This is a genomic window from Stenotrophomonas sp. 8(2023), from assembly GCF_030345295.1.
Lineage (GTDB): Bacteria > Pseudomonadota > Gammaproteobacteria > Xanthomonadales > Xanthomonadaceae > Stenotrophomonas > Stenotrophomonas muris.
The window spans coordinates 113,471-133,804 of the sequence record NZ_CP128404.1; the positions used below are offsets into that span (position 1 = coordinate 113,471).

The following is a 20,334-nucleotide window of genomic DNA, read 5'->3' on the forward strand; positions in this document are numbered from 1 at the left end:
GTAGTGCCGGCCGCTGGCCGGCAACCGATTGCCGGGATGAATGCCGGCCAGCGGCCGGCACTCCCTTCAGGCCACCTGCACGATATGCAGCGCCTTCGGATTGCGCCACTGCGCCAGCAGGGCCGCTTCGCGCGCCTTGGCCTGCTCGAAATGCGCTTCCTTGACGTGGCCGAAGCCGCGGATGTGCTCGGGGATGCTGGCAATCTCCACCGCCAGGGCCAGGCGGTCGTCATCCAGGCCGTCCAGCAGTACCTGCACGGTGGCCTCGTAATCGCCGATCAGCTTGCGCTCCATGCGGCGTTCCGCGGTGCGCCCGAATACGTCGAAGCGGCCGCCACGCAGGAACTTCAGCCTGGCCAGCAGGCCGAAGGCCTTGAACATCCACGGGCCGTATTCCTTCTTCAGCAACCGGCCCTGCTCATCCTTCTTGGCGAACAGCGGCGGCGCCAGGTGGAAGCGCAGCTGGTAATCGCCCTCGAACTGCTGCTGCAGGCGGCGCTGGAAGTCGCCGCTGGTGTACAGGCGGGCCACTTCGTACTCGTCCTTGTAGGCCATCAGCTTGAACAGGTAGCGGGCCACGGTCTCGGTCAGCGCAGTGGAGCCGCCGATGCGCTCGGCTTCGGCGGTGCGCACGCGCTCGACCAGGCGGCGGTAACGGTTGGCGTAGGCAGTGTCCTGGTACTCGACCAGGAACGCGGCGCGGCGCTCGATCATTTCATCCAGCGAGCGCGACAGGCGGGCGTCATCCAGCGGCAGGAACGCCACGTCGCCACCGTGCGAGGGCAGGCCGCGCAGTTCGCGTTCGTCGCCGGTGTTGCGCGGTGCCGCAGTGGCACCCCATTCATTGCCCTCCCACTCGCCTGGCGGCAGCGGATGCAGCGGGCCCGGGGTGGATTCGGCATCGGTGTGGCGGTTGCGCACCAGGCCGGCGGCCTGCTGCACGGCCTGCGGATCGACCACGGCCAGGCGGCCCCACGCAAAGGCCTGCTGGTTCATCGCCACGGCGGCGCCATTGAGCTCGATGGCGCGCATCAGTGAGTCGAACGACAGCGGCACCAGGCCCTGCTGCCAGGCGTAGCCGAGGATGAACAGGTTGGCGGCGATGGCATCGCCCAGCAGCGCGGTGGCCAGCTGGGTGGCATCGAGCAGCAGTGGTTCCTGGCCGCCCAGTGCCACGCGCACGCCGGCGATGATGTCGGCGGCGGGGAACTGCATGTCCGGGCGCGTGGTGAAGGTGCCCGGCATCGCTTCGTAGGTGTTCAGCACCACCTGCGAACGGCCGGCACGCACCTTCGAAAGCGCCCAGTAATCGTTGACCACCACCATGTCGCAGCCCAGCACCAGGTCGGCCTCACCGGCGGCGATACGCACGGCGTGGATGTCTTCAGGGCGACGGGCAATGCGGATATGCGTGGTCACCGCGCCGCCCTTCTGCGCCAGGCCGGTCTGGTCGAGCACGGTCGCGCCCTTGCCTTCCAGGTGGCCGGCCATGCCCAGCAGCGCGCCGATGGTCACCACGCCGGTACCGCCGACGCCGGTGATCAGGATGTTCCAGGGCTGTTCCAGGCTGTCGCGAAGGGTCGGTGCCGGCAGGTTGTCCAGCAGCGTGGACGCATCGCGCTTGCTGCCCTTGCGCGGCTGGCCACCGTGCACGGTGACGAAGCTCGGGCAGAAGCCGTTCACGCAGGAATAGTCCTTGTTGCAGTTGGACTGGTCGATCTCGCGCTTGCGCCCGAACTCGGTTTCCTTCGGCAGCACCGACACGCAGAAGCTCTTCTTGCCACAGTCGCCGCAGCCTTCGCAGACCAGCGAATTGATCAGCACCCGCTTCTGCGGGTCTTCCAGCTTGCCGCGCTTGCGGCGGCGGCGCTTCTCGGTGGCGCAGGTCTGTTCGTAGATCAGGATCGAAACACCCTTCACTTCGCGCAGGCGCTTCTGCACTTCGTCCAGCTCGCTGCGGTCATGGAACTCGACGTCGCTGGGGAAGTGCTCGCGCTGGCCGGTCCACCTGCCGATGTTGTCCGACAGCACCACGATGGTGTGGATGCCTTCGGCGCGCATCTGCTTTGCGATGTCCGGCACGCTCAGCGGACCGTCCACCGGCTGGCCGCCGGTCATCGCCACCGCATCGTTGTAGAGGATCTTGTAGGTGATGTTGACGCCGGCCGCGACCGCCTGGCGGATCGCCAGCGAACCGCTGTGGAAGTAGGTGCCGTCGCCGAGGTTCTGGAACACGTGCGGGGTATCGGTGAACGGCGCCTGCCCGGCCCAGGTCACGCCTTCGCCGCCCATGTGGGTGAAGGTATCGGTGCTGCGGTCCATCCAGGTCACCATGTAATGGCAACCGATGCCGGCCAGCGCACGCGAGCCTTCCGGCACGTTGGTGGACGTGTTGTGCGGGCAGCCGGAGCAGTAGTGCGGCACGCGCGGAAAACTGGCGCGCGGCAACGCAAGTTCGGCTTCCTTCTCCTGCATCCACTGCAGGCGCTGCTCGATCGATGCGTTGTTGAAGAACTTCTGGATGCGGCGACCGATCACGCCGGCGATGGTGGCCGGGGTAAGTTCACCGGTGGACGGCAGGATCCACTCACCGCTCTCGTCGTACTTGCCGACGATGGACGGGCGCTGGCCCCAGCTGGCCGGCCAGTTGAAGAACTGTTCCTTCATCTGGCGCTCGATGAAGGCACGCTTCTCCTCCACCACGATGATGTCTTCCAGGCCCTGCGCGAAGCGCGCGATGCCCTGCGGCTCCAGCGGCCAGGTCATGCCGACCTTGTACACGCGGATGCCGATGTCGGCGCAGGCGGCTTCGTCCAGGCCCAGGTATTCCAGCGCCTGCAGCACGTCCAAATAGCTCTTGCCGGTGGTGACGATGCCCAGCCGCGCGCGCGGCGCGTCCATCACCACCTTGTCGATGCCGTTGGCGCGGGCGAACGCCTGTGCAGCCTTCACCGCATAGCGGTGCAGGCGCATTTCCTGGTCCAGCGGCGGGTCCGGCCAGCGGATGTTGAGGCCGCCGGTCGGCATCTCGAAGTCTTCCGGCAGCACGATGCGGCGCGCCATCGGATCGACCTCGACCGAGGCCGACGATTCCACCGTCTCGGCGATCGTCTTGAAGCCGACCCAGCGGCCGGTATAGCGGCTCATCGCCCAGCCCAGCAGGCCCATGTCCAGGATGTCCTGCACGCCGGCCGGATTCAGCACCGGCATCATCGCGCTGACGAACTCGTCCTCGCTGCCATGCGGCAGGGTTGAACTGCGGCAGGCGTGATCATCGGCGGCCAGCGCCAGCACGCCGCCATGGCGCGAGGTGCCGGCGGCATTGGCGTGCTTGAACACGTCGCCGCAGCGGTCCACGCCTGGGCCCTTGCCGTACCACATGCCGAACACGCCCTGCACGTTGGCGCCGGGGAACAGGTTGGTCTGCTGGGTGCCCCACACCATGGTGGCGCCCAGGTCCTCGTTCAGGCCGGGGGTGAACTTCACCTTGGCCGCGTCCAGGTGCTTGCGCGCGCGCCACAGCTCCAGGTCAAAGCCGCCCAGCGGGCTGCCACGGTAGCCACTGACGAAACCGGCGCTGTCGATGCCTTCGTGCGCGTCGCGCAGCCGCTGCATCAACGGCAGTTTCACCAGCGCCTGCACGCCACTCAGGTAGATCCGCCCCTCGTTGCGGGTGTACTTGTGGTCGAGCGTGTAGTCACGGTCGATCAGGTCGGCGGAAGAGGGCGAAGTGAGTTGCGCGGTACTGGTCATGGCTGGCCCGGTCAGGATCGGCTGGCACCGGCCGCGTGCAGGCACGCGGCGGGAAAGGCGCGAATTGTAGCAGCGAGGCCCGACCGCCCCGGCACTCGCGCCGGCGGCCATGCTGGGGTTAGGATCGGGGAGAGAGAGGGAGGCTGCGGTTGCGGCCTGGGGAGAAGGGATGTCAGTTGCAGCAAAGATCCTGGGCAGCATGTTGCTGGTCTCGGGAACGGCCCCCGTGTGGGCCGCGCCGGCGGTGCCGGCACCACAGGAGTTCTACTTCGACAGCGATGCGGCCGCCGTGCCCATGATCGTGGTCCAGTCCGACGGGGATGCGCTGGTGGCGCAGCTGCTCAAACAGCGCGAGCGCGGCCGGCGTACCGTGGAGGCCACCGTGCAGCTGGCGTCGGTGGCCATTGCGCAGGGCCGCACCGAGCTGGGTGAACAGCTGTATCGCGAAGCACTGAAGGATGCGCCGGTGCAGGGCAGCCTGGGCCGTAGCGTGCGCTGGAATTACGGCTGGGACCTGCTGCGTCAGGGCCAGCCCGAAGCCGCCCTGGAGCAATGGCAGGCCGCTGCCGGTGGTTCGCTGAGCAAGCCGGGCTGGCTGCCACCCACCTATGCGCTGGCGCTGTGGCGGGCCGGGCAGAAGCAGGAGGCGGTGCAGTGGTATGCCGCAGCGGTGCGTACCGAGCCGACGCAATGGAGCGACAGCAGCCGCTTTGCGCAGTTGTTGCCGTTGTGGCGTGACGACGAGCGCGCCTCGCTGGCGGAAGTGCAGCAGGCCTGGGCGGCCGCGCCGCCGGCCTGGCCCTGAGGGAGGGGGCGGCCGGGTTGCACCCGGCACCCGCAGAGGCAACGGCTGGAGCAACTGCAGCAGCCGAAGCAACAGCGGGCTTCCTGCGGGATGGCGGGGCACTGTGGGTTTGCGGGGCCGCCGTAAACCCATCCATGGGGGCTTGGTCGCCGCATCCATGCGGCTCACACCCCGCAAACCCACAGTGCCCCGCCTTCGACAGGTTCCGGCGGCTGTTGGTAGGTGTCGACCTTGGTCGACACGGTAGGTCCATGCCATGCGTGGATGAGATCTGCCAGGGATAGAAATCGAACTGGGGTCAGATCCGTTTTCCTCTGGAAAACGGATCTGACCCCAGGGCCTCAAGAGCAGCCAGCCAACCGCTTTTGCTTTTGCTTCTGCTCTTTTTCTTTCTTCCACGTGGCTGATCGCCAACCGCAGCTGTTGCTTTCAGCAACCAGCCACGAGGGGCTGCGCCGTTCGCCGGAACCCCTCAATCGTCCGCGGAAACCGTCCGCCCCGACGCCCATGCCCGCAATGCCTCTACCTGCTCGGCCATCAGCACCGACAGCGGCCGCGTCGCACGGATCTCGTTCATCAGCAGCTCGGTATCCAACGGCCGGCCTTCGGCGTGCGCCGCATACAGCCCGGCCACGATCGCCTGCTCGATCTCGGCGCCGGAGAAGCCATTGGCCGCGGCCGCCAGCGCCGGCAGCGCGAAGTCGTCGCCGTTGAGCTGGCGTCGCCCCAGGTGCAGCCGCAGCAGCTCCACACGCACCTCAGGCGTGGGCAGGTCGACGAAGAAGATCTCGTCAAAGCGGCCCTTGCGCAGCAGTTCGGCCGGCAACTCGTGTACCTGGTTGGCGGTGGCGACGATGAAGACCGGCGCCTTGCGTTCGGCCATCCAGGTCAGCAGGTAGCCGAGCACGCGGCGCGATACGCCACCGTCCTCGCCACCGCTGGCCAGGCCCTTCTCGATCTCGTCCATCCACAACACGCAGGGCGCCAGCTGCTCGGCCGAGGCCAGCGCCTGGCGCAGGTTGGCCTCGGTCTCGCCGTGGTACTTGTTGTACAGCGCGCCCACGTCCAGGCGCAGCAGCGGTACGCCGAAGCCGGCGGCGGTGGCCTTGGCCAGCATCGATTTGCCGCAGCCCTGCACGCCCAGCAGCAACATGCCGCGCGGCGGATCCAGGCCGGCCGGTGCCGAGCCGGCGATGAAGGCCACCCGGCGCTGGCTGATCCAGCGCTTGAGCCGGTTGGCACCGGCCACGTCGCCGAAGCGCGCGCTGTCATGCTCGAAGAACAGGTGGCCGCTGCGGTTGAGCAGCTCGAACTTCAGCCGTGCCAGCTGCGGCAGGTCGTCGTCGCGCAGCGCGCCATCGGCGTAGATCAGCTGGCGGGCGATGCGGCGGGCATCGACCAGGCTCAGGCCCTGCAGGTTCTTCAGGATCTTCTTCACCGCCTCGCTGTCGACCTCGACACGGCGGCCGCCGTGTTCGCGCGCATAGGCGTCGGCCTCCTCGCGCAGCATCTTCAGCAGGGCGTTGGCATCGGGCAGGCGCGGGTTGAAGCGCACCGCCAGGGCCTCCAGCTCGGCCGGCAGCTCGACCTTGGCGCCGATCAGCACCAGCACATGCGGCTCGCTATGGCGGCGCTGGATCAGGTCGCGCAGCGCGCGCTGGTGGCTGGCATACCCCAGGTAGGGGTGGAAATCGAGCAGCAGGTAGACACCCCGCTGATCGGCCTGGCGGATCATCTGCAGGGCGGCGCTGGCATCGGGCGGGCCGACCGGCGGGTCCTCGCGGTCCAGGTCGATGCGACGCAGGCCCTCGGTGATGGACCAGCGGTGCAGGGCCCGCCACACGTGCATCAGCGTCTGCCGGAACAGCTCGACGATGCGGGCCTCATCCTGGGTCTCGATCACGATCAGGGGGGTATTGGCGCGGATCAGTGCGCTCAGGTCCTGCAGTTCGCTCATGCCGGTTCGATCCTTCGGGGGCGCCACGATAGCAAAGGCGATGGCCACTGGTTCAGCACGGTGCTACCTCCCGTCACCACCGCCGGTGTACGCTCGGGGCACGTACCCGGAAGCGAGGCTGGCATGAAGACGATCCTGGTGGCCGGTTCCAAGGGCGGGGTGGGCAAGACCACCGTCGCCACCCACCTGGCCGCGTACGCGGCATTGCAGGGCAAGGCCACGGTGATCGCCGATGCCGACCCGCAGGGCTCCAGCACCCGCTGGGCACAACGGCGTGCAGGGCTGGAAAGCGCGGTGCTCCCCATCGATGTGTATCGGAAGAAGCAGTGGGCGCAGAAGCTGCCCGACGGTACCGATACCGTCATCATCGATGCACCGGCCGGTGCGCTGGCCGACGATATCCCCCATTTCCTGGACGCGGCCGACGCCGTGGTGGTGCCGGTGCTGCCCTCGGCGCTGGATATCGAAGCCATCGTCGGCTTCCTCAACAGCCTGGCCCAGAACCCGCGCGTGCACAGCCGCAAGCTGCCGGTGGGGCTGGTCCTCAACCGCACCAAACCCTGGACCCAGACTTCGCAGCAGGCGCTGCAGATGCTGGCCGAATGGCCATACCCGGTGGTCGCGCAGCTGCGTGACAGCCAGAGCTACGTGGTCATGACCGGCCTGGGCCGCAGCCTGTTCGACTATCGCTCCGCCCAGGTGCGCGAACACCAGGCCGACTGGGAGCCGCTGCTGTCCTGGCTCAAGCTTTGATGCCTGCCTCACTTCTCCTGCTGCATCCTCTTCTCCATGGAAACCCGCGATGCGTGAACTGATCCTGCTGCGCCATGCCCATGCCGAACCCGCCGTTTCCGGCCAGGCCGACCTCGACCGGCCGCTGTCGCCGGTGGGGCTCGCCGAGGCCGAAGCCGCCGGCAAGTGGTTGAAGGAAAACAACCTGCTGCCCGACTGCGTGCTGTGCTCGCCGTCGCGACGTACCCGCGAGACCCTGGAAGCGGTGATGACGGCCATCGGCTATGTCGAAAAGCGCCTGGAAGACCGGATCTACGAAGCCACCCCGGGCACCCTGGCGGCGCTGGTGGACGAGCGTCGTGACCTGGACCGGGTGCTGATCGTCGGCCACAACCCGGGCCTGGAGCAGCTGGTGGCCCTGATGACCGACGGCACCAGCAGTGACTATCGCGGCATGCCGCCGGGCGGCGTGGCCGTGCTTGGCTTCCCGCGCGAGGCCTCGATCGAACCCGGCGTGGCCAGCCTGAACGCGTTCTGGTGGCCGTGATCCGATGAGCCTGGCGCGGCGCAGCCGCTTCCTGCTGCCCGCGTTGCTGGCGCTCGGCCCGGCCTGGGCCGCGGCGCCCCCACCGACCCCGTTGCCGCCCGTGTCCGCCGAGGCGCCACGGGTATTGCGCCTGGATACCCAGCGCTCGCGGATCGGCTTCGAGGTGCGCACCCGATTCGGCCAGCGCATCGAAGGCGTGTTCCCGCACTTCGAGGGGCGTATCGAGATCCTGTCCGACGGCCGTCACCAGGTGCACCTGAAGATGTTCACCCGCTCGGTGGAGATCCCCGGCAAGGCGCGCTATACCGGCTGGATGCGCGGCGAGGAGTTCTTCGATGCCGGGCGCCATCCGGTGGTCGAGTTCGACTCGCTGCCCTACTGGCCGGAGACCGTGGAGCAGGGCGGCGCCATCAACGGCCGGCTGACCCTGCGCGGCATCAGCCACCCCGAGTCATTGCAGGTCGAGAAGGCGGAGTGCGCCCGACCCGGCTATGATTGCGACGTCGTCAGCCGCGGTACCGTGCAGCGAGGCCGGTATGGAATGGACAGCTGGCAGCTAGCCTTGAGTGACCGAGTGACCTTCGTATTGCGTGCGCGCCTGAGCGAGGCGCCGAAACCGTGAACCTCCTGCTGCGCGTCCTGGCGCTGGCAACCGTGTTGCTGGGCAGCGGTTGTGCATCGCTCTCGCATGCCGAGCGTGACCGTGCCGAAGCGATTGCCGTGCAGGCGCGCTCGACCGACGTCGACTGCCGGCGCGCCGACCGCTGCGCGCAGGACTCGCCGTTGCGTGCGCTGGCGGGCCGGGCGTTCACCGAATCCACCCCGGAACAGCCACGCCACTACGCCACCCTGCTCGACGAGGGCGAGGGTGCCCTGGTCGCGCGCCTGAACCTGCTGCGCAGCGCCACCCGCAGCATCGACCTGCAGACCTACATCTTCGACAAGGACGACAGTGCCCGGCTGGTCATCGACGAGCTGCTGGCCGCGTCGCGGCGCGGGGTGAAGGTGCGGGTGCTGATCGACCAGCTCTCGGCGATCTCCGACCTGCAGATCCTCGGCGCCCTGTCCGGCGCGCACCAGAACTTCCAGCTGCGGGTCTACAACCCGACCTTCGGCAAGGCCCGGCTGAACTACTTCGACTATGCCGGCAGCGTGCTGTGCTGCTTCCGCCGCTTCAACCAGCGCATGCACAACAAGCTGCTGGTGATCGACGATGCGATCGGCGTGGTCGGCGGCCGCAACTACCAGGACGACTATTACGACTGGGACCGCGAGTACAACTTCCGCGACCGCGACGTGCTGATCGCCGGCCCGGAGGCGCGGGCGATGGCGGCCAACTTCGATGCCTTCTGGCGCGCCAGGCGCAGCGTGCCGGCCGAGCGCCTGAACGATGTCGGCCGCACCCTGCTGCGCGAGGGCGTGCCGACCCTGCCGCCGGCCAGCTTCCGCCGCCCCGAGCGGGTGGAGCGGGTCAGTGCCGAAGCCAATGACATGGACTTCGTCAGCCGTTCCTTCGTCGATACCGCGTTGCCGGTGGCCTCGGTGCGCTATGTCGCCGACCTGCCGCGCAAGCACCGGCGCGAGAAGGCCGATGCGCCGCTGGCCGGACAGCACGTGACCGAGCCGCAGCTGGATGCGCTGATCGCCGGCGCGCAGAAGGAAGTGATCCTGCAGACGCCGTACCTGGTGCTGTCCAAACCGGCGCAGAAGCTGTTCCGCGAGCTGCGCAAGCGACCGCAGCCGCCGCGCGTGGTGGTGTCCAGCAACAGCCTGGCGGCGACCGACAACCCGATCGTCTATGCGCTGTCGTACAAGTACAAGCGACGCAACATGCGCGAACTGGGCTTCAACATCTTCGAATACAAGCCGTTCCCGCTGGATGCACCGGTCGATTACCGCAACCTGCTGCCCGACCCGATCGCCGCGCCGGAAGGCGACGACGACGGCGGGCGCAACCCGCTGATCGGCGGCAGTGCTGCCGGCAGCAATGCCGGCGACCGTCGCGATCGCGACGAGCATCCGGCACCCACCGGCAAGCAGGGGCCGGTGAACCATCCGCGCACCGGCAGTGCCTACCAGAACGCGCGCGAGCGCCGCCGTGCGGCCGGCAGCGAGGTCGAAACCCGCCTGCTGCGCACCGAGACCCGGCCCTCGTTCCTGGGCAGCAAGGCGGTCAACAAGCCGTTGCCGGTCACCCGCAAGGGCGCGCGCATGGGCCTGCATGCCAAGTCGCTGGTGGTCGATCGCCGCATCGGCGTGGTCGGTACCCACAACTTCGACCCGCGCAGCGAGAACTACAACACCGAAGGCGCGGTGATCATCGATGACCCGGCCTTCGCCGAGCAGCTGGCCGAGAGCATCCTGCGCGACACCCACCCGCAGAACTCGTGGACGGTGGCGCCGCGGGCCAAGCCGCCGGTGCTGTCCGGGCTCAACTACAGCGTCGGCAAGGCCTCCGAAGCACTGCCGATCCTCGACTTCTGGCCGTGGCGCTATGCCACCGACTACGAGTTCAAGCCCGGCCCGGACTGCCCGCAGCCGTTGCCCCGGCAGGACCCGGGCTTCCACCGCTGCTATGTCGCCGTGGGTGATTTCCCCGAGGTCAATGTCGGCCCGAAGTGGCTGCTGGTACGCATGCTGACCGCATTCGGCGCCGGCCTCGTTCCCATCCTCTGAAGGTGCCCGCATGACCCAGGTGTTCCGCGAAGCCGTTTCCCTCGAGCAGCTCAATACGCTCAGCCGCAACACCGCAATCGCGTCGCTGGGCATCATCTTCAGCGCGGCCGGTGACGACTGGCTGCAGGCCACCATGCCGGTGGACGAGCGCACCCGCCAGCCCTACGGCATCCTGCATGGCGGCGCGTCGGTGGTGCTGGCCGAGACCCTGGGCAGCAGCGCCGGCAACCTGTGTGTGGATACGGCCAAGCAGATCTGCGTGGGGCTGGAAATCAACGCCAACCACGTGCGTGCGGTGCGTTCGGGCACGGTCACCGGCACCGCCCGCGCGCTGCACGTGGGCCGCAGCACCCAGCTGTGGGAGATCCGCATCGAGGACGAGCAGGGCCGGCTGGTGTGCATCTCGCGGCTGACCCTGGCGGTGGTGGCGGCCGGCCACGGCTGAGCCCCGGACGGGCGGTGACGGCAGCGGAACCCAGCGTTCCCTGCCGATTGCCCCGGTCGATGGGTGTTATGGCCTAAATCGGCTGGCAGCGATGACGGCCCTCCGGTATCGTGCGCGGATGACTTCCCCCACTCCGGCCCCCCGCGGCGGCGTGGCGCGTGTGTGCCGTTACCTGTACCGCGTACCGCTGCTGTTGGTCCACATCATCGTGTTCCTGCCGCTCATCCTGATCGGCATGCTTCGGCCGTGGGGCGAACTGCGCGTGGGCGAGGCGACCCTGGGGGCCAAAGTGGTCAACTGGTGGCAGGGGGGGCTGATGTGGATCTTCGGCTTCCGCCTGGTGCAGATCGGCAGGCCGCTGCCCGGCGCCGTGCTGTTCGTCGCCAACCACGTCAGCTGGGTCGACATCTGCATCCTGCACAGCCAGCGCATGATGGGCTTCGTCGCCAAGCGCGAGATCGCCAGCTGGCCGCTGGTCGGGTGGCTGGCCGCGCGCGGGCAGACCATCTTCCACCAGCGCGGCAACACCGAATCGCTCGGTGGCGTGATGCAGGTGATGGCCGATCGCCTGCGCGAAGGCAAGGCAGTGGGCGTGTTCCCCGAAGGGCGTACCCGCGGTGGCCACGAAGTGGGCCCGTTCCATGCCCGCATCTTCCAGGCGGCGGTTGAGACCGGCGTGCCGGTGCAGCCGGTGGCTCTGGTGTACGGGCTCAAGGGCGACGCGCAGACCATTGTCGCGTTCGGCCCCGGCGAGAGTTTCTTCGCCAATTTCCTGCGCCTGCTCGGTGAGCCGGCGCGGCGTGCGGAAGTGCATTTCCTGGCACCGATCGGTGCGCAGGACCTGGAAGGCCGTCGGCGCATCGCGGAGACGTCGCGCGCGCGCATCGTGGCGGCCATGAGCACGCAGTGAGGGTGCGGTGGCCCTGATCCCGCCACCCGTCCTGGACGCCGGCACGCCGACGCTGCACGCGGCTGACTACCAGCCACCGCGCTGGCTGCGCAATCCGCACCTGCAGTCGATGCTCAGCTCCAGCCGCATGCGCCTGCAGCGCGGCCTGCTGCTGCTGGCCGCGACCGGCGCGATCAGCGAAGAACTGATCCTCGACGGCGGCGACGGCGTGCGCCTGCAGGGCTGGCACAGCCATGTCGAAGGCCGCGAACCCAAGGGCATGGCCCTGCTGCTGCATGGCTGGGAAGGCAGTGCCGAATCCAGCTACATGCGCATGGCGGCCGCGCGCATGCTCGAACAGGGCTTCGACGTGGTGCGGCTGAATTTCCGCGACCACGGCAATACCCATCACCTCAACCCCGGCATCTTCCACTCCAACCTGATCGACGAAGTGGTGCATGCCGCAGGCGATATCGCCCAGCGCTGGCCGCAGCTGCCGCTGGTGGCCGCCGGCTACTCGCTGGGCGGCAACTTCGTGCTGCGCCTGGCCCTGCGTGCGCCGGCGGCCGGCGTGCCGCTGCTGCGCGTCGCCTCGGTATGCCCGGTGCTGGACCCGGCGCTGACCATGGAGAGCATCGAGAACGGCCCGGCAATGTACGACTGGTACTTCCGGCGCAAGTGGGCCGGTTCGTTGCGGCGCAAGCGCGACCTGTTCCCCGAACTGAGCGACTGCGACGACCGCGTGCTGAAGCTGGACATCCGCGCGTTGACCGCCTGGCTGGTCGAGCGCCACACCAGTTTCGGCTCGTTGCAGGCCTATTTCGACGGCTACTCGATTGCCGGCGATCGCCTGTCCTCGCTGCAGGTGCCGGCCGACATCCTGATGGCACAGGACGACCCGGTGATCCCGTACGCGACCTTCAGCGACTGGCAGCTGCCGCGCAACGCGCACCTGGAAACCGCCTGCTGGGGCGGCCACTGTGGCTTCCTGGAAAACTGGCGCGGTGACGGCTTCTCCGAGCGCTGGGTGGCGCAGCGCCTGCAGCGCGTGCTGCAAGGCTGAACCGGCACGGGCGCGCAGGCCGCTACAATGCGGGTTTGCCCTTGAACCGGACCGCCATGCAAGACCAGATCATCCAAGCGTTGCGCCAGAACGAGGCCGACCAGGCCGTGCAGCTGGCCCAGGCGTGGACCCGTGATGAACCCGGCCAGGCCGAGGCCCACCGCTGGCTGGCGCTTGCGCTGCAGCAGCAGGGCAAGGCCGAGGACGCGATGGAGGCCCTGCAGCAGGCGCTGCAGCTGGCCCCGGACAATGCCCAGCTGCACCTGCAGCACGCCGGCCTGCTGCTGGCCCTGCGCCAGTTCGACGGCGCTGGCGAAGCACTGACGCGCACCACCGGGCTGGACCCGAACGCCTTCGCTGCCTACCTGATGCAGGCCCACCTGGCGATCGGCCGCAACGATTTCGATGAAGCGCAGCGCCTGTCCACCCTGGCCTCGCGTGTCGAACCGGACCACCCGGAACTGCTGACCATCGACGGCATGATCGCGCTGCGCCGCGATGATGCCGATCGCGCGCTGACGCTGCTGTCGGCCGCCAACCAGGCCCAGCCCAACGACATTCGCGTGCTCTACGCACTGGGCTTCGCCTACCTGGGCAAGAACATGCTGGCCTTCGCCGAGCAGGCGTTCCGCCGCGTGCTGGAACTGAACCCGACCATCGCCTCGCTGCATGGCCTGGTGGTGCAGCTGGCCATGCGCCAGGGCAACCTGGACGCTGCCGCCGAAGCGATGCAGATCGCGCTGCAGCAGCAGGGCCTGGATACGCCATCGATGCGCCGCCTGGCCGGCGAACTGGCACTGCGCAGCGGCCAGCCGCTGCAGGCGCTGGAGCACCTGCTGCCGTTGCTGGAATCGCTGCCTGACGACCGCGACGTACTGCAGTTGCTGCTGATGTCCTGGCAGCGCCTGGGCCGCGAAGACGAGGCCCGCGCACGCCTGGATGCCGCCCTGGAGCAGCACCCGCAGCTGCACGACCTGTGGCTGGCACGCCTGGCGGTGGAAGAGGTCGGCAGTGCCACCGCCGCCGCCACGGTCGAGCGCTGGATGGACGCGATGCCGGGCCACCTGCCGGCGCTGGAAGCGCGCCTGCGCCTGCACGACATGGTGGGCGAACACGCCCAGGCCGAAGCGATCGCCGAGCGCATCGTCAACCTCGAACCGGGCCGCGTCAGCGGCGAAACCCGCCTGGTCGAAGGCCTGCTGCAGCGCGATCCGGCCGCCGCGGTCGCCCGCGTGCAGGCGCTGATCGACATGGCACCGGAAGGCCACCGCGCCGACCTGCGCACCTGGCTGGGTGAGATCCAGGATCGCGCCGGGCAGCACGAAGACGCGCTGCAGACCTGGCTGGCACTGCAGGCCGACCAGGCACCGCAGCGCCTGCCGCTGCCGCCGCAGGCCAAGGCGCCGCCGAGCTGGCCGGACAAGGGCGAGATCGACGGTGATGCCACTTCCGCGCCGATCTTCCTGTGGGGCGCGCCGGGTTCGGGCGTGGAGCGCGTGGCGACCGGCCTGGCCGCCGCCAGCCCGGTGCTGCGCAGCGACCGCTATACCTCCAACGCACCCGACGACGCGTTCCAGAACTACCACACGCTGCAGGACCTTGCCTCGGGCGTGCTGACCCCGGAGCGGCTGGTGCAGCGCTGGCGCGAACAGCTGCCGTCGCGCGGCGTGCAGGACGACGCGATCATCGACTGGCTGCTGTGGTGGGACAACGCGCTGCTGTGGGCGCTGCGCCCGCAGCTGCCGCAGGGCCGCCTGCTGGTGGTGCTGCGCGATCCGCGCGACATGCTGCTGGACTGGGTGGCCTACGGTGCCGCCGCACCGCTGGCAATGACCTCGCTGGCCGAAGCCAGCGAATGGCTGGCGCGCGCGCTGGCCCAGGTCGCCGCCCTGCACGAGGACGATCTGTACCCGCAGGTGCTGCTGCGCATCGACCAGATCGGCAACGATCCGCAGGCGATGGCCGAACTGCTGGGCCGCCTGTTCGAGCGGCCGATGCCGCCAGCCGCGCAACTGGGTGCGCCGCGCTTCCCGCCGGGCCACTGGCGCAACTACCGCGACGTGATGAGCGCCGCCTTCGCCAAGCTCACCCCGATCGCGGTGCGCCTGGGTTACCCGGAAGAGTGAGGACACGCCGATGCAACTGAGCAGCCACAGCCTGACCAACGGTGCACCGATCGACCGCGAATTCGCCGCCGGCGATGCCGCGGGCTTCGCACCGGACCGCAATCCGCACCTGGCCTGGAGCGATGTGCCGGAGGGCACCCGTTCGTTCCTGCTGGTGTGTGTCGATCCGGACGTGCCGACCGTGCCGGAGACGGTCGGCCGCACCGACATGAGCGTGCCGCGCGACCAGCCGCGCTGTGATTTCGTGCATTGGGTAATGGCCGACATTCCGGCCTCGGTGCGCGAGATCGCCGCAGGCAGCTGCAGCGACGGCTTCGTGGTGAAGGGCAAGTCCGAACCGGCCGGCCCGGCCGGCAGCCGCCAGGGCCTGAACGACTTCACCGGCTGGTTCGCAGGCAATCCGGACATGGCCGGTGACTACCTGGGCTATGACGGCCCGTACCCGCCGTTCAACGACGAACGCCTGCACCACTACTTCTTCCGCGTGTTCGCACTGGACGTGGCATCGCTGCAGCTGCCGGCACGCTTCACCGCCGCCGACGCCTACCGCGCCATGCACGGCCACGTGCTCGCCGAAGCGGCACTGCACGGCACCTACACCTTGAACCCGGCGCTGGGCTGAGAGCCCTTGTAGGGCCGGGGCATGCCCGGCTTTGCTTTCTGCAGAGTCGAGCCATGCTCGACTTTGCCTTGTAGAGCCGAGCCCATGCTCGGCTGCTTCTGCTACGCAATGGACCTGCAGTAAACAGCAAACCCTGCCAGGAACGCATCCGCTTCGGCGCGATGCACTTCCGACTGAAGCACCTCGAAGATCTCCTCCGGTTCCAGGCCCAGCACCGGTACACGCAGGAACAGCGTTGTACTGAACGCGGCACTGACCGTGGACAGCACCGCGCGAAGTGCCTGCAGCATGTCCTCGCCACGATGGGACGCATGCACTAACGCAATGGGCCGACCGACGATCTGGTCGCCGGATACGAGCCAGTCGATCGCATTCTTCAATCCGCCGGGAATGCCACGCACGTATTCAGGGCTGCACACCAGCACACCGTCGCTGCGGGCGATGGCAGCCTTGAAGCGCGTCACGCTGCAGGGTTCATCGGTGCCTTCCAGATCGGGGGAGAACACCGGAAGTTCGCCGACCCCGGCGTAGACCTCGATCTCCATGCCGGGCGGCGCGATGGCTTTCAGGGCCACCAGCAGAGCGGTGTTGGTCGACTGCCGGCGCGCGCTGCCGGATATGGCGAGAATCTTCATCGTGGCAAGGCTGGCACGTGGGGCTGCGTCGACGCTACAGAACGTGGAAGGGCGACCTCGTGGCCGCCCTTCTGTTTATTTACTTCTTCTCGATGGCCGACTCGACCACCATGTCCAGCACGTACGCCTGCGACGGCGCATCGGCCGGCGGGTTCTTCACTTCGTAGCGCTTCACGCGCACCACGTTGCGCACGCCGTCTTCGTGGGTGTAGCCCTCGATGGTGCCGTAGAAGTTCTCGAACTTGCCCGGCTCACCCTGCTTCAGGCCCTTGTCGTCGAACTTCACTTCGCGCACCTGCAGGCACTGGTAGTCCGGGATCAGCGGGTGCGAGCACTTCTGCGTCTTGGCGGCCACTTCCAGGAACACGGTTTCGCCGGCGCCGCCGTAGCGGGTTTCAGCGGTCGGCTCCGGGTTGAACACCAGCACGTCGCCCTTGGCGTTGGTCAGCGTCAGCTTGCCATCGGCATCCTGCTCGGCCTTCAGCTCGCCCTGCAGGCGGCTCGACACGGCTTCGTCCAGCGCCATCAGCGCCTTGTCGGTGCAGGCCATCATGGTCGAGGCCATCGCGCTGACCGTCAGCTTGCCGTCGGCCAGGGTGTAGCCGCCGCCCATGCGGTTGCAGGTGTTGCTGACCGACAGTCGGCCATCTGCGAAGTCCAGGGTGACCGGCTTGTCTTCGCGGGCGAACAGCGCGTCGATGCGCTTGCCGTCGGCGCCGGTGGCCTGCTGCAGCAGCCAGTGCTGGCTCTGCAGGCGCTGCGCATCCAGGTGCGCCAGCGTCTGCTGGTCTGCTGCCTTGGCCGCGGCCGGGGCCACGTCGTCGCCGCCGGTGCCGGCCGGGGCCGGGGTCTGGCTGCAGGCGGCCATCAGGGCCAGCGGGAGGAGCAGGGTGAGCTTGCGGTTCATGGTGATTCTCCTTGGGGAACCGTGGGGGAAACGGGGTGGGGCCGGCAACGGGGTTACCGTACCCCGGCGCTGTTCAGCTGCCGGAGGGCAACCACAGCAGCAGCGCCGCGCCCAGCGCGATACGGTAGATCGCGAAGGCGGTGAACCTGTGCGACTTGATGTAGCCCATCAGCCACTTCACTACGACGAAGCCGGTGATGGCCGCGGCAAGGAAGGCCACGCCCACGTCGGCCCAGTCCTCACTGCCCAGCTGCCCGGCCTTGGCCATTTCCAGGAAGGTGTAGGCGCTGGCGGCGAACATGGTGGGAATGCCGACCAGGAACACGAACTCGGCGGCGGCGGCGCGGCGGCTCAGGCCCAGCAGCATGGCCAGGAAGATCGCCGAGGCCGAGCGCGAGGTGCCGGGGAACACGCCGGCCACGACCTGTGCCAGGCCCACGCCGATCGCCACCGTCCAGGTCACCTGGTCGCGGTCGGGCAGGCGCGCGGTGTAGGCCTCCACCAGCAGCATCCAGACACCACCGATGATCAATGCCCAGGCCACCGGGCTGACCGTCTCCGGCAGCGACCAGCCGGCCTTGCGCACCACCAGGCCGACCACGGCGGTGACCAGGAAGGCGGCGCCCAGCTTGAACACGTACTCACGGTTCTCGCGCTGGTTGAAGCCGGTGGCCAGCTGCAGCAGGCGCTGGCGGAACACCAGCACCACGGCCACGATCGCGCCGGCCTGGATGACGATGTTGAAGAAGTCCGAGCGGGCACCCAGCCAGTGCTGGGCGATGAGCAGGTGGCCGGTGCTGGAGATCGGCAGGAATTCGGTCAAGCCTTCGAGGATGCCCAGCAGCAGGGCGGAGAGCAGGTCGGACATGGACGGTGCGTGACGCGCGGCGGAAGGAAGAAGGTCGAGAGGATAGACGATCCCTGCCGCACCAAACGGGTGCGTCTGGTGGCGGGTGCACCCGTTTGGTGCGCACCGTTCTGCACCGCCACGGAGCGCCCTTTTTGAAATCAATGACTTGCGGCCAGCGAAAAGTTGGCACGGTCGTTGCTGTACCTCAGCAGGCATTCATCCCCATCCGAGGTCGTACCGATGTCCGTGGAAAACGTTGAGAAGCTGATCAAGGACAACCAGATCGAGTTCGTCGATCTGCGTTTCGTGGATATGCGTGGCGTCGAGCAGCACGTCACCTTCCCGGTCAGCATTGTCGAACCGTCGCTGTTCGAAGAAGGCAAGATGTTCGACGGCAGCTCGATCGCCGGCTGGAAGGGCATCAACGAATCGGACATGGTCCTGCTGCCCGACACCACCAGCGCCTACGTCGACCCGTTCTACGCAGATCCGACCATCGTGATCAGCTGCGACATCCTCGATCCGGCCACCATGCAGCCGTACGGCCGCTGCCCGCGCGGCATCGCCAAGCGCGCCGAGGCCTACCTGAAGTCCTCCGGCATCGCCGAAACCGCGTTCTTCGGCCCGGAGCCGGAGTTCTTCATCTTCGACTCGGTCCGTTTCGCCAATGAAATGGGCAACACCTTCTTCAAGGTCGATTCCGAAGAAGCCGCCTGGAACAGCGGCGCCAAGTACGACGGCGCCAACAGCGGCTACCGTCCGGGCGTGAAGGGCGGCTACTTCCCCGTGCCGCCGACCGACACCCTGCACGACCTGCGCGCCGAGATGTGCAAGACCCTGGAACAGGTCGGCATCGAAGTGGAAGTGCAGCACCACGAAGTGGCCACCGCCGGCCAGTGCGAGATCGGCACCAAGTTCAGCACCCTGGTGCAGAAGGCCGATGAACTGCTGCGCATGAAGTACGTGATCAAGAACGTCGCGCACCGCAACGGCAAGACCGTCACCTTCATGCCCAAGCCGATCGTGGGCGACAACGGCAGCGGCATGCACGTGCACCAGTCGCTGTCCAAGGGCGGCACCAACCTGTTCTCCGGTGACGGCTACGGTGGCCTGAGCCAGCTGGCGCTGTGGTACATCGGCGGCATCTTCAAGCACGCCAAGGCCATCAATGCCTTCGCCAACTCGGGCACCAACAGCTACAAGCGCCTGGTGCCGGGCTTCGAGGCGCCGGTGATGCTGGCCTACTCGGCCCGCAACCGTTCGGCCTCGTGCCGCATTCCGTGGGTGTCCAACCCGAAGGCGCGCCGCATCGAAATGCGCTTCCCGGACCCGATCCAGTCCGGCTACCTGACCTTCACCGCACTGATGATGGCCGGCCTGGACGGCATCAAGAACCAGATCGACCCGGGTGCACCGAGCGACAAGGACCTGTACGACCTGCCGCCGGAGGAAGAGAAGCTGATCCCGCAGGTCTGCTCCTCGCTGGACCAGGCGCTGGAAGCGCTGGACAAGGACCGCGAGTTCCTGAAGGCCGGCGGCGTGATGAGCGATGACTTCATCGACGGCTACATCGCGCTGAAGATGCAGGAAGTGACCAAGTTCCGCGCGGCCACCCACCCGCTGGAATACCAGCTGTACTACGCCAGCTGACCGGATGCGATGGCGGTGGGTTCCCCCTCCCACCCGCCGCCATCGCTTCCGTTTTCGCGGCTGGGGAGCCGCGGTCAGATCGGGGTCGGATCCCATTCGTTTACGAATGGACGCTGATCCCTATCCAGGGGCAAGAGAGAGACCGGATACGCGACCAGGGCCGCCCTCCCTCCCGCGTCGGTCGTGCAAGGAGAGAGGCACGGCCGTCCCGGCCCTGTACGTGTCCGGTGCAACAGCCACGGTCATCATCCTGATGACCCGTGGTTGCCTGATGCCAACGCGCGCTGGCGCGCTGGCCCCATCCACCCTCGGGACATGCGCATGAAACTGATCTCCGCCATCATCCGACCGTTCAAGCTCGACGAGGTCCGCGAGGCCCTGTCCGATGCAGGCGTGTCGGGCATCACCGTGACCGAAGTGAAAGGTTTCGGTCGCCAGAAGGGCCACACCGAGCTGTATCGCGGCGCCGAGTACGTCGTCGATTTCCTGCCCAAGATCAAGATCGAAACGGTGGTCACCGACGAGCGTGCCGACGCGGTGATCGAAGCGATCCAGTCGTCGGCAGGCACCGGCAAGATCGGTGACGGCAAGATTTTCGTCACCGCCGTCGAACAGGTCATCCGCATCCGCACCGGCGAAATCGGTGCCGACGCGCTGTAACCCCCTTCCGGAGATTC

At 67.9% G+C, this 20,334-nt stretch carries 17 protein-coding genes; 12 read left to right on the forward strand and 5 right to left on the reverse strand.

Annotation, left to right across the window (positions count from 1 at the left end):
• Nucleotides 1-66: 66 nt before the first annotated feature.
• The gene (locus QP609_RS00475) at nt 67-3,753 is read right to left on the reverse strand and encodes an indolepyruvate ferredoxin oxidoreductase family protein (protein ID WP_197621857.1); all 3,687 of its coding nucleotides are present in this window, start codon (nt 3,751-3,753) and stop codon (nt 67-69) included.
• 169 nt (nt 3,754-3,922) lie between these two features.
• Between QP609_RS00475 and QP609_RS00480 the strand changes: the two genes are divergently transcribed.
• Nucleotides 3,923-4,558 (forward strand): tetratricopeptide repeat protein, encoded by a 636-nt coding sequence (locus tag QP609_RS00480; protein ID WP_046427754.1) that lies wholly within the window; start codon nt 3,923-3,925, stop codon nt 4,556-4,558.
• 472 nt (nt 4,559-5,030) lie between these two features.
• Here the strand turns inward: QP609_RS00480 and QP609_RS00485 are convergent, their stop codons facing one another.
• A complete protein-coding gene (locus QP609_RS00485) occupies nt 5,031-6,515 on the reverse strand; it encodes an AAA family ATPase (protein WP_014645482.1) in 1,485 nt (494 codons plus the stop codon).
• A gap of 123 nt (nt 6,516-6,638) precedes the next feature.
• On the opposite strand from QP609_RS00485, the gene QP609_RS00490 reads away from it, so the two are divergent.
• The 9 genes from QP609_RS00490 to QP609_RS00530 all read left to right on the forward strand — a co-directional run bounded on the left by QP609_RS00490 (nt 6,639) and on the right by QP609_RS00530 (nt 15,615).
• Nucleotides 6,639-7,268, forward strand: a complete 630-nt coding sequence (locus tag QP609_RS00490; protein WP_005420986.1) for a ParA family protein — start codon at nt 6,639-6,641, stop codon at nt 7,266-7,268.
• 49 nt (nt 7,269-7,317) lie between these two features.
• Complete coding sequence (locus tag QP609_RS00495) at nt 7,318-7,794, forward strand: histidine phosphatase family protein (protein ID WP_014035499.1); 477 nt, start codon at nt 7,318-7,320, stop codon at nt 7,792-7,794.
• Nucleotides 7,795-7,798: 4 nt separating this feature from the next.
• Nucleotides 7,799-8,416, forward strand: coding sequence for a YceI family protein (locus QP609_RS00500; protein WP_014645483.1), 618 nt, complete (start codon nt 7,799-7,801; stop codon nt 8,414-8,416).
• On the forward strand, nt 8,413-10,470 hold the full coding sequence (locus QP609_RS00505; protein WP_197621573.1) for a phospholipase D family protein: 2,058 nt from the start codon (nt 8,413-8,415) through the stop codon (nt 10,468-10,470). Before QP609_RS00500 ends, QP609_RS00505 begins: the two co-directional genes overlap by 4 nt.
• Nucleotides 10,471-10,480: 10 nt before the next feature.
• Complete coding sequence (locus QP609_RS00510) at nt 10,481-10,915, forward strand: hotdog fold thioesterase (protein WP_075075902.1); 435 nt, start codon at nt 10,481-10,483, stop codon at nt 10,913-10,915.
• Nucleotides 10,916-11,033: 118 nt separating this feature from the next.
• Nucleotides 11,034-11,825, forward strand: a complete 792-nt coding sequence (locus QP609_RS00515) for a lysophospholipid acyltransferase family protein (protein ID WP_032961622.1) — start codon at nt 11,034-11,036, stop codon at nt 11,823-11,825.
• A gap of 52 nt (nt 11,826-11,877) precedes the next feature.
• Complete coding sequence (locus tag QP609_RS00520; protein ID WP_046427777.1) at nt 11,878-12,867, forward strand: alpha/beta fold hydrolase; 990 nt, start codon at nt 11,878-11,880, stop codon at nt 12,865-12,867.
• 56 nt (nt 12,868-12,923) lie between these two features.
• Nucleotides 12,924-14,993, forward strand: a complete 2,070-nt coding sequence (locus QP609_RS00525) for a tetratricopeptide repeat protein (RefSeq protein WP_032961627.1) — start codon at nt 12,924-12,926, stop codon at nt 14,991-14,993.
• A 10-nt stretch (nt 14,994-15,003) separates the two neighbouring features.
• The gene (locus tag QP609_RS00530; RefSeq protein WP_014645487.1) at nt 15,004-15,615 is read left to right on the forward strand and encodes a YbhB/YbcL family Raf kinase inhibitor-like protein; all 612 of its coding nucleotides are present in this window, start codon (nt 15,004-15,006) and stop codon (nt 15,613-15,615) included.
• A gap of 101 nt (nt 15,616-15,716) precedes the next feature.
• On the opposite strand, the gene QP609_RS00535 is transcribed toward QP609_RS00530, so the two are convergent.
• From QP609_RS00535 to QP609_RS00545, 3 genes are all read right to left on the reverse strand, one after another.
• Entirely contained in the window at nt 15,717-16,250 is a 534-nt protein-coding gene (locus QP609_RS00535) for an NADPH-dependent FMN reductase (RefSeq protein WP_014645488.1), read from the reverse strand.
• 79 nt (nt 16,251-16,329) lie between these two features.
• On the reverse strand, nt 16,330-17,157 hold the full coding sequence (locus QP609_RS00540) for an META and DUF4377 domain-containing protein (protein ID WP_049420290.1): 828 nt from the start codon (nt 17,155-17,157) through the stop codon (nt 16,330-16,332).
• Between the two features lie 73 nt (nt 17,158-17,230).
• On the reverse strand, nt 17,231-18,025 hold the full coding sequence (locus tag QP609_RS00545; RefSeq protein WP_014645490.1) for an undecaprenyl-diphosphate phosphatase: 795 nt from the start codon (nt 18,023-18,025) through the stop codon (nt 17,231-17,233).
• A gap of 222 nt (nt 18,026-18,247) precedes the next feature.
• Here QP609_RS00545 and glnA point away from each other — a divergent pair, with 222 nt between their 5' ends.
• The gene (gene glnA, locus QP609_RS00550; RefSeq protein ID WP_014645491.1) at nt 18,248-19,657 is read left to right on the forward strand and encodes a type I glutamate--ammonia ligase; all 1,410 of its coding nucleotides are present in this window, start codon (nt 18,248-18,250) and stop codon (nt 19,655-19,657) included.
• Between the two features lie 321 nt (nt 19,658-19,978).
• A complete protein-coding gene (locus tag QP609_RS00555) occupies nt 19,979-20,317 on the forward strand; it encodes a P-II family nitrogen regulator (protein ID WP_004134334.1) in 339 nt (112 codons plus the stop codon).
• Nucleotides 20,318-20,334: the final 17 nt, after the last annotated feature.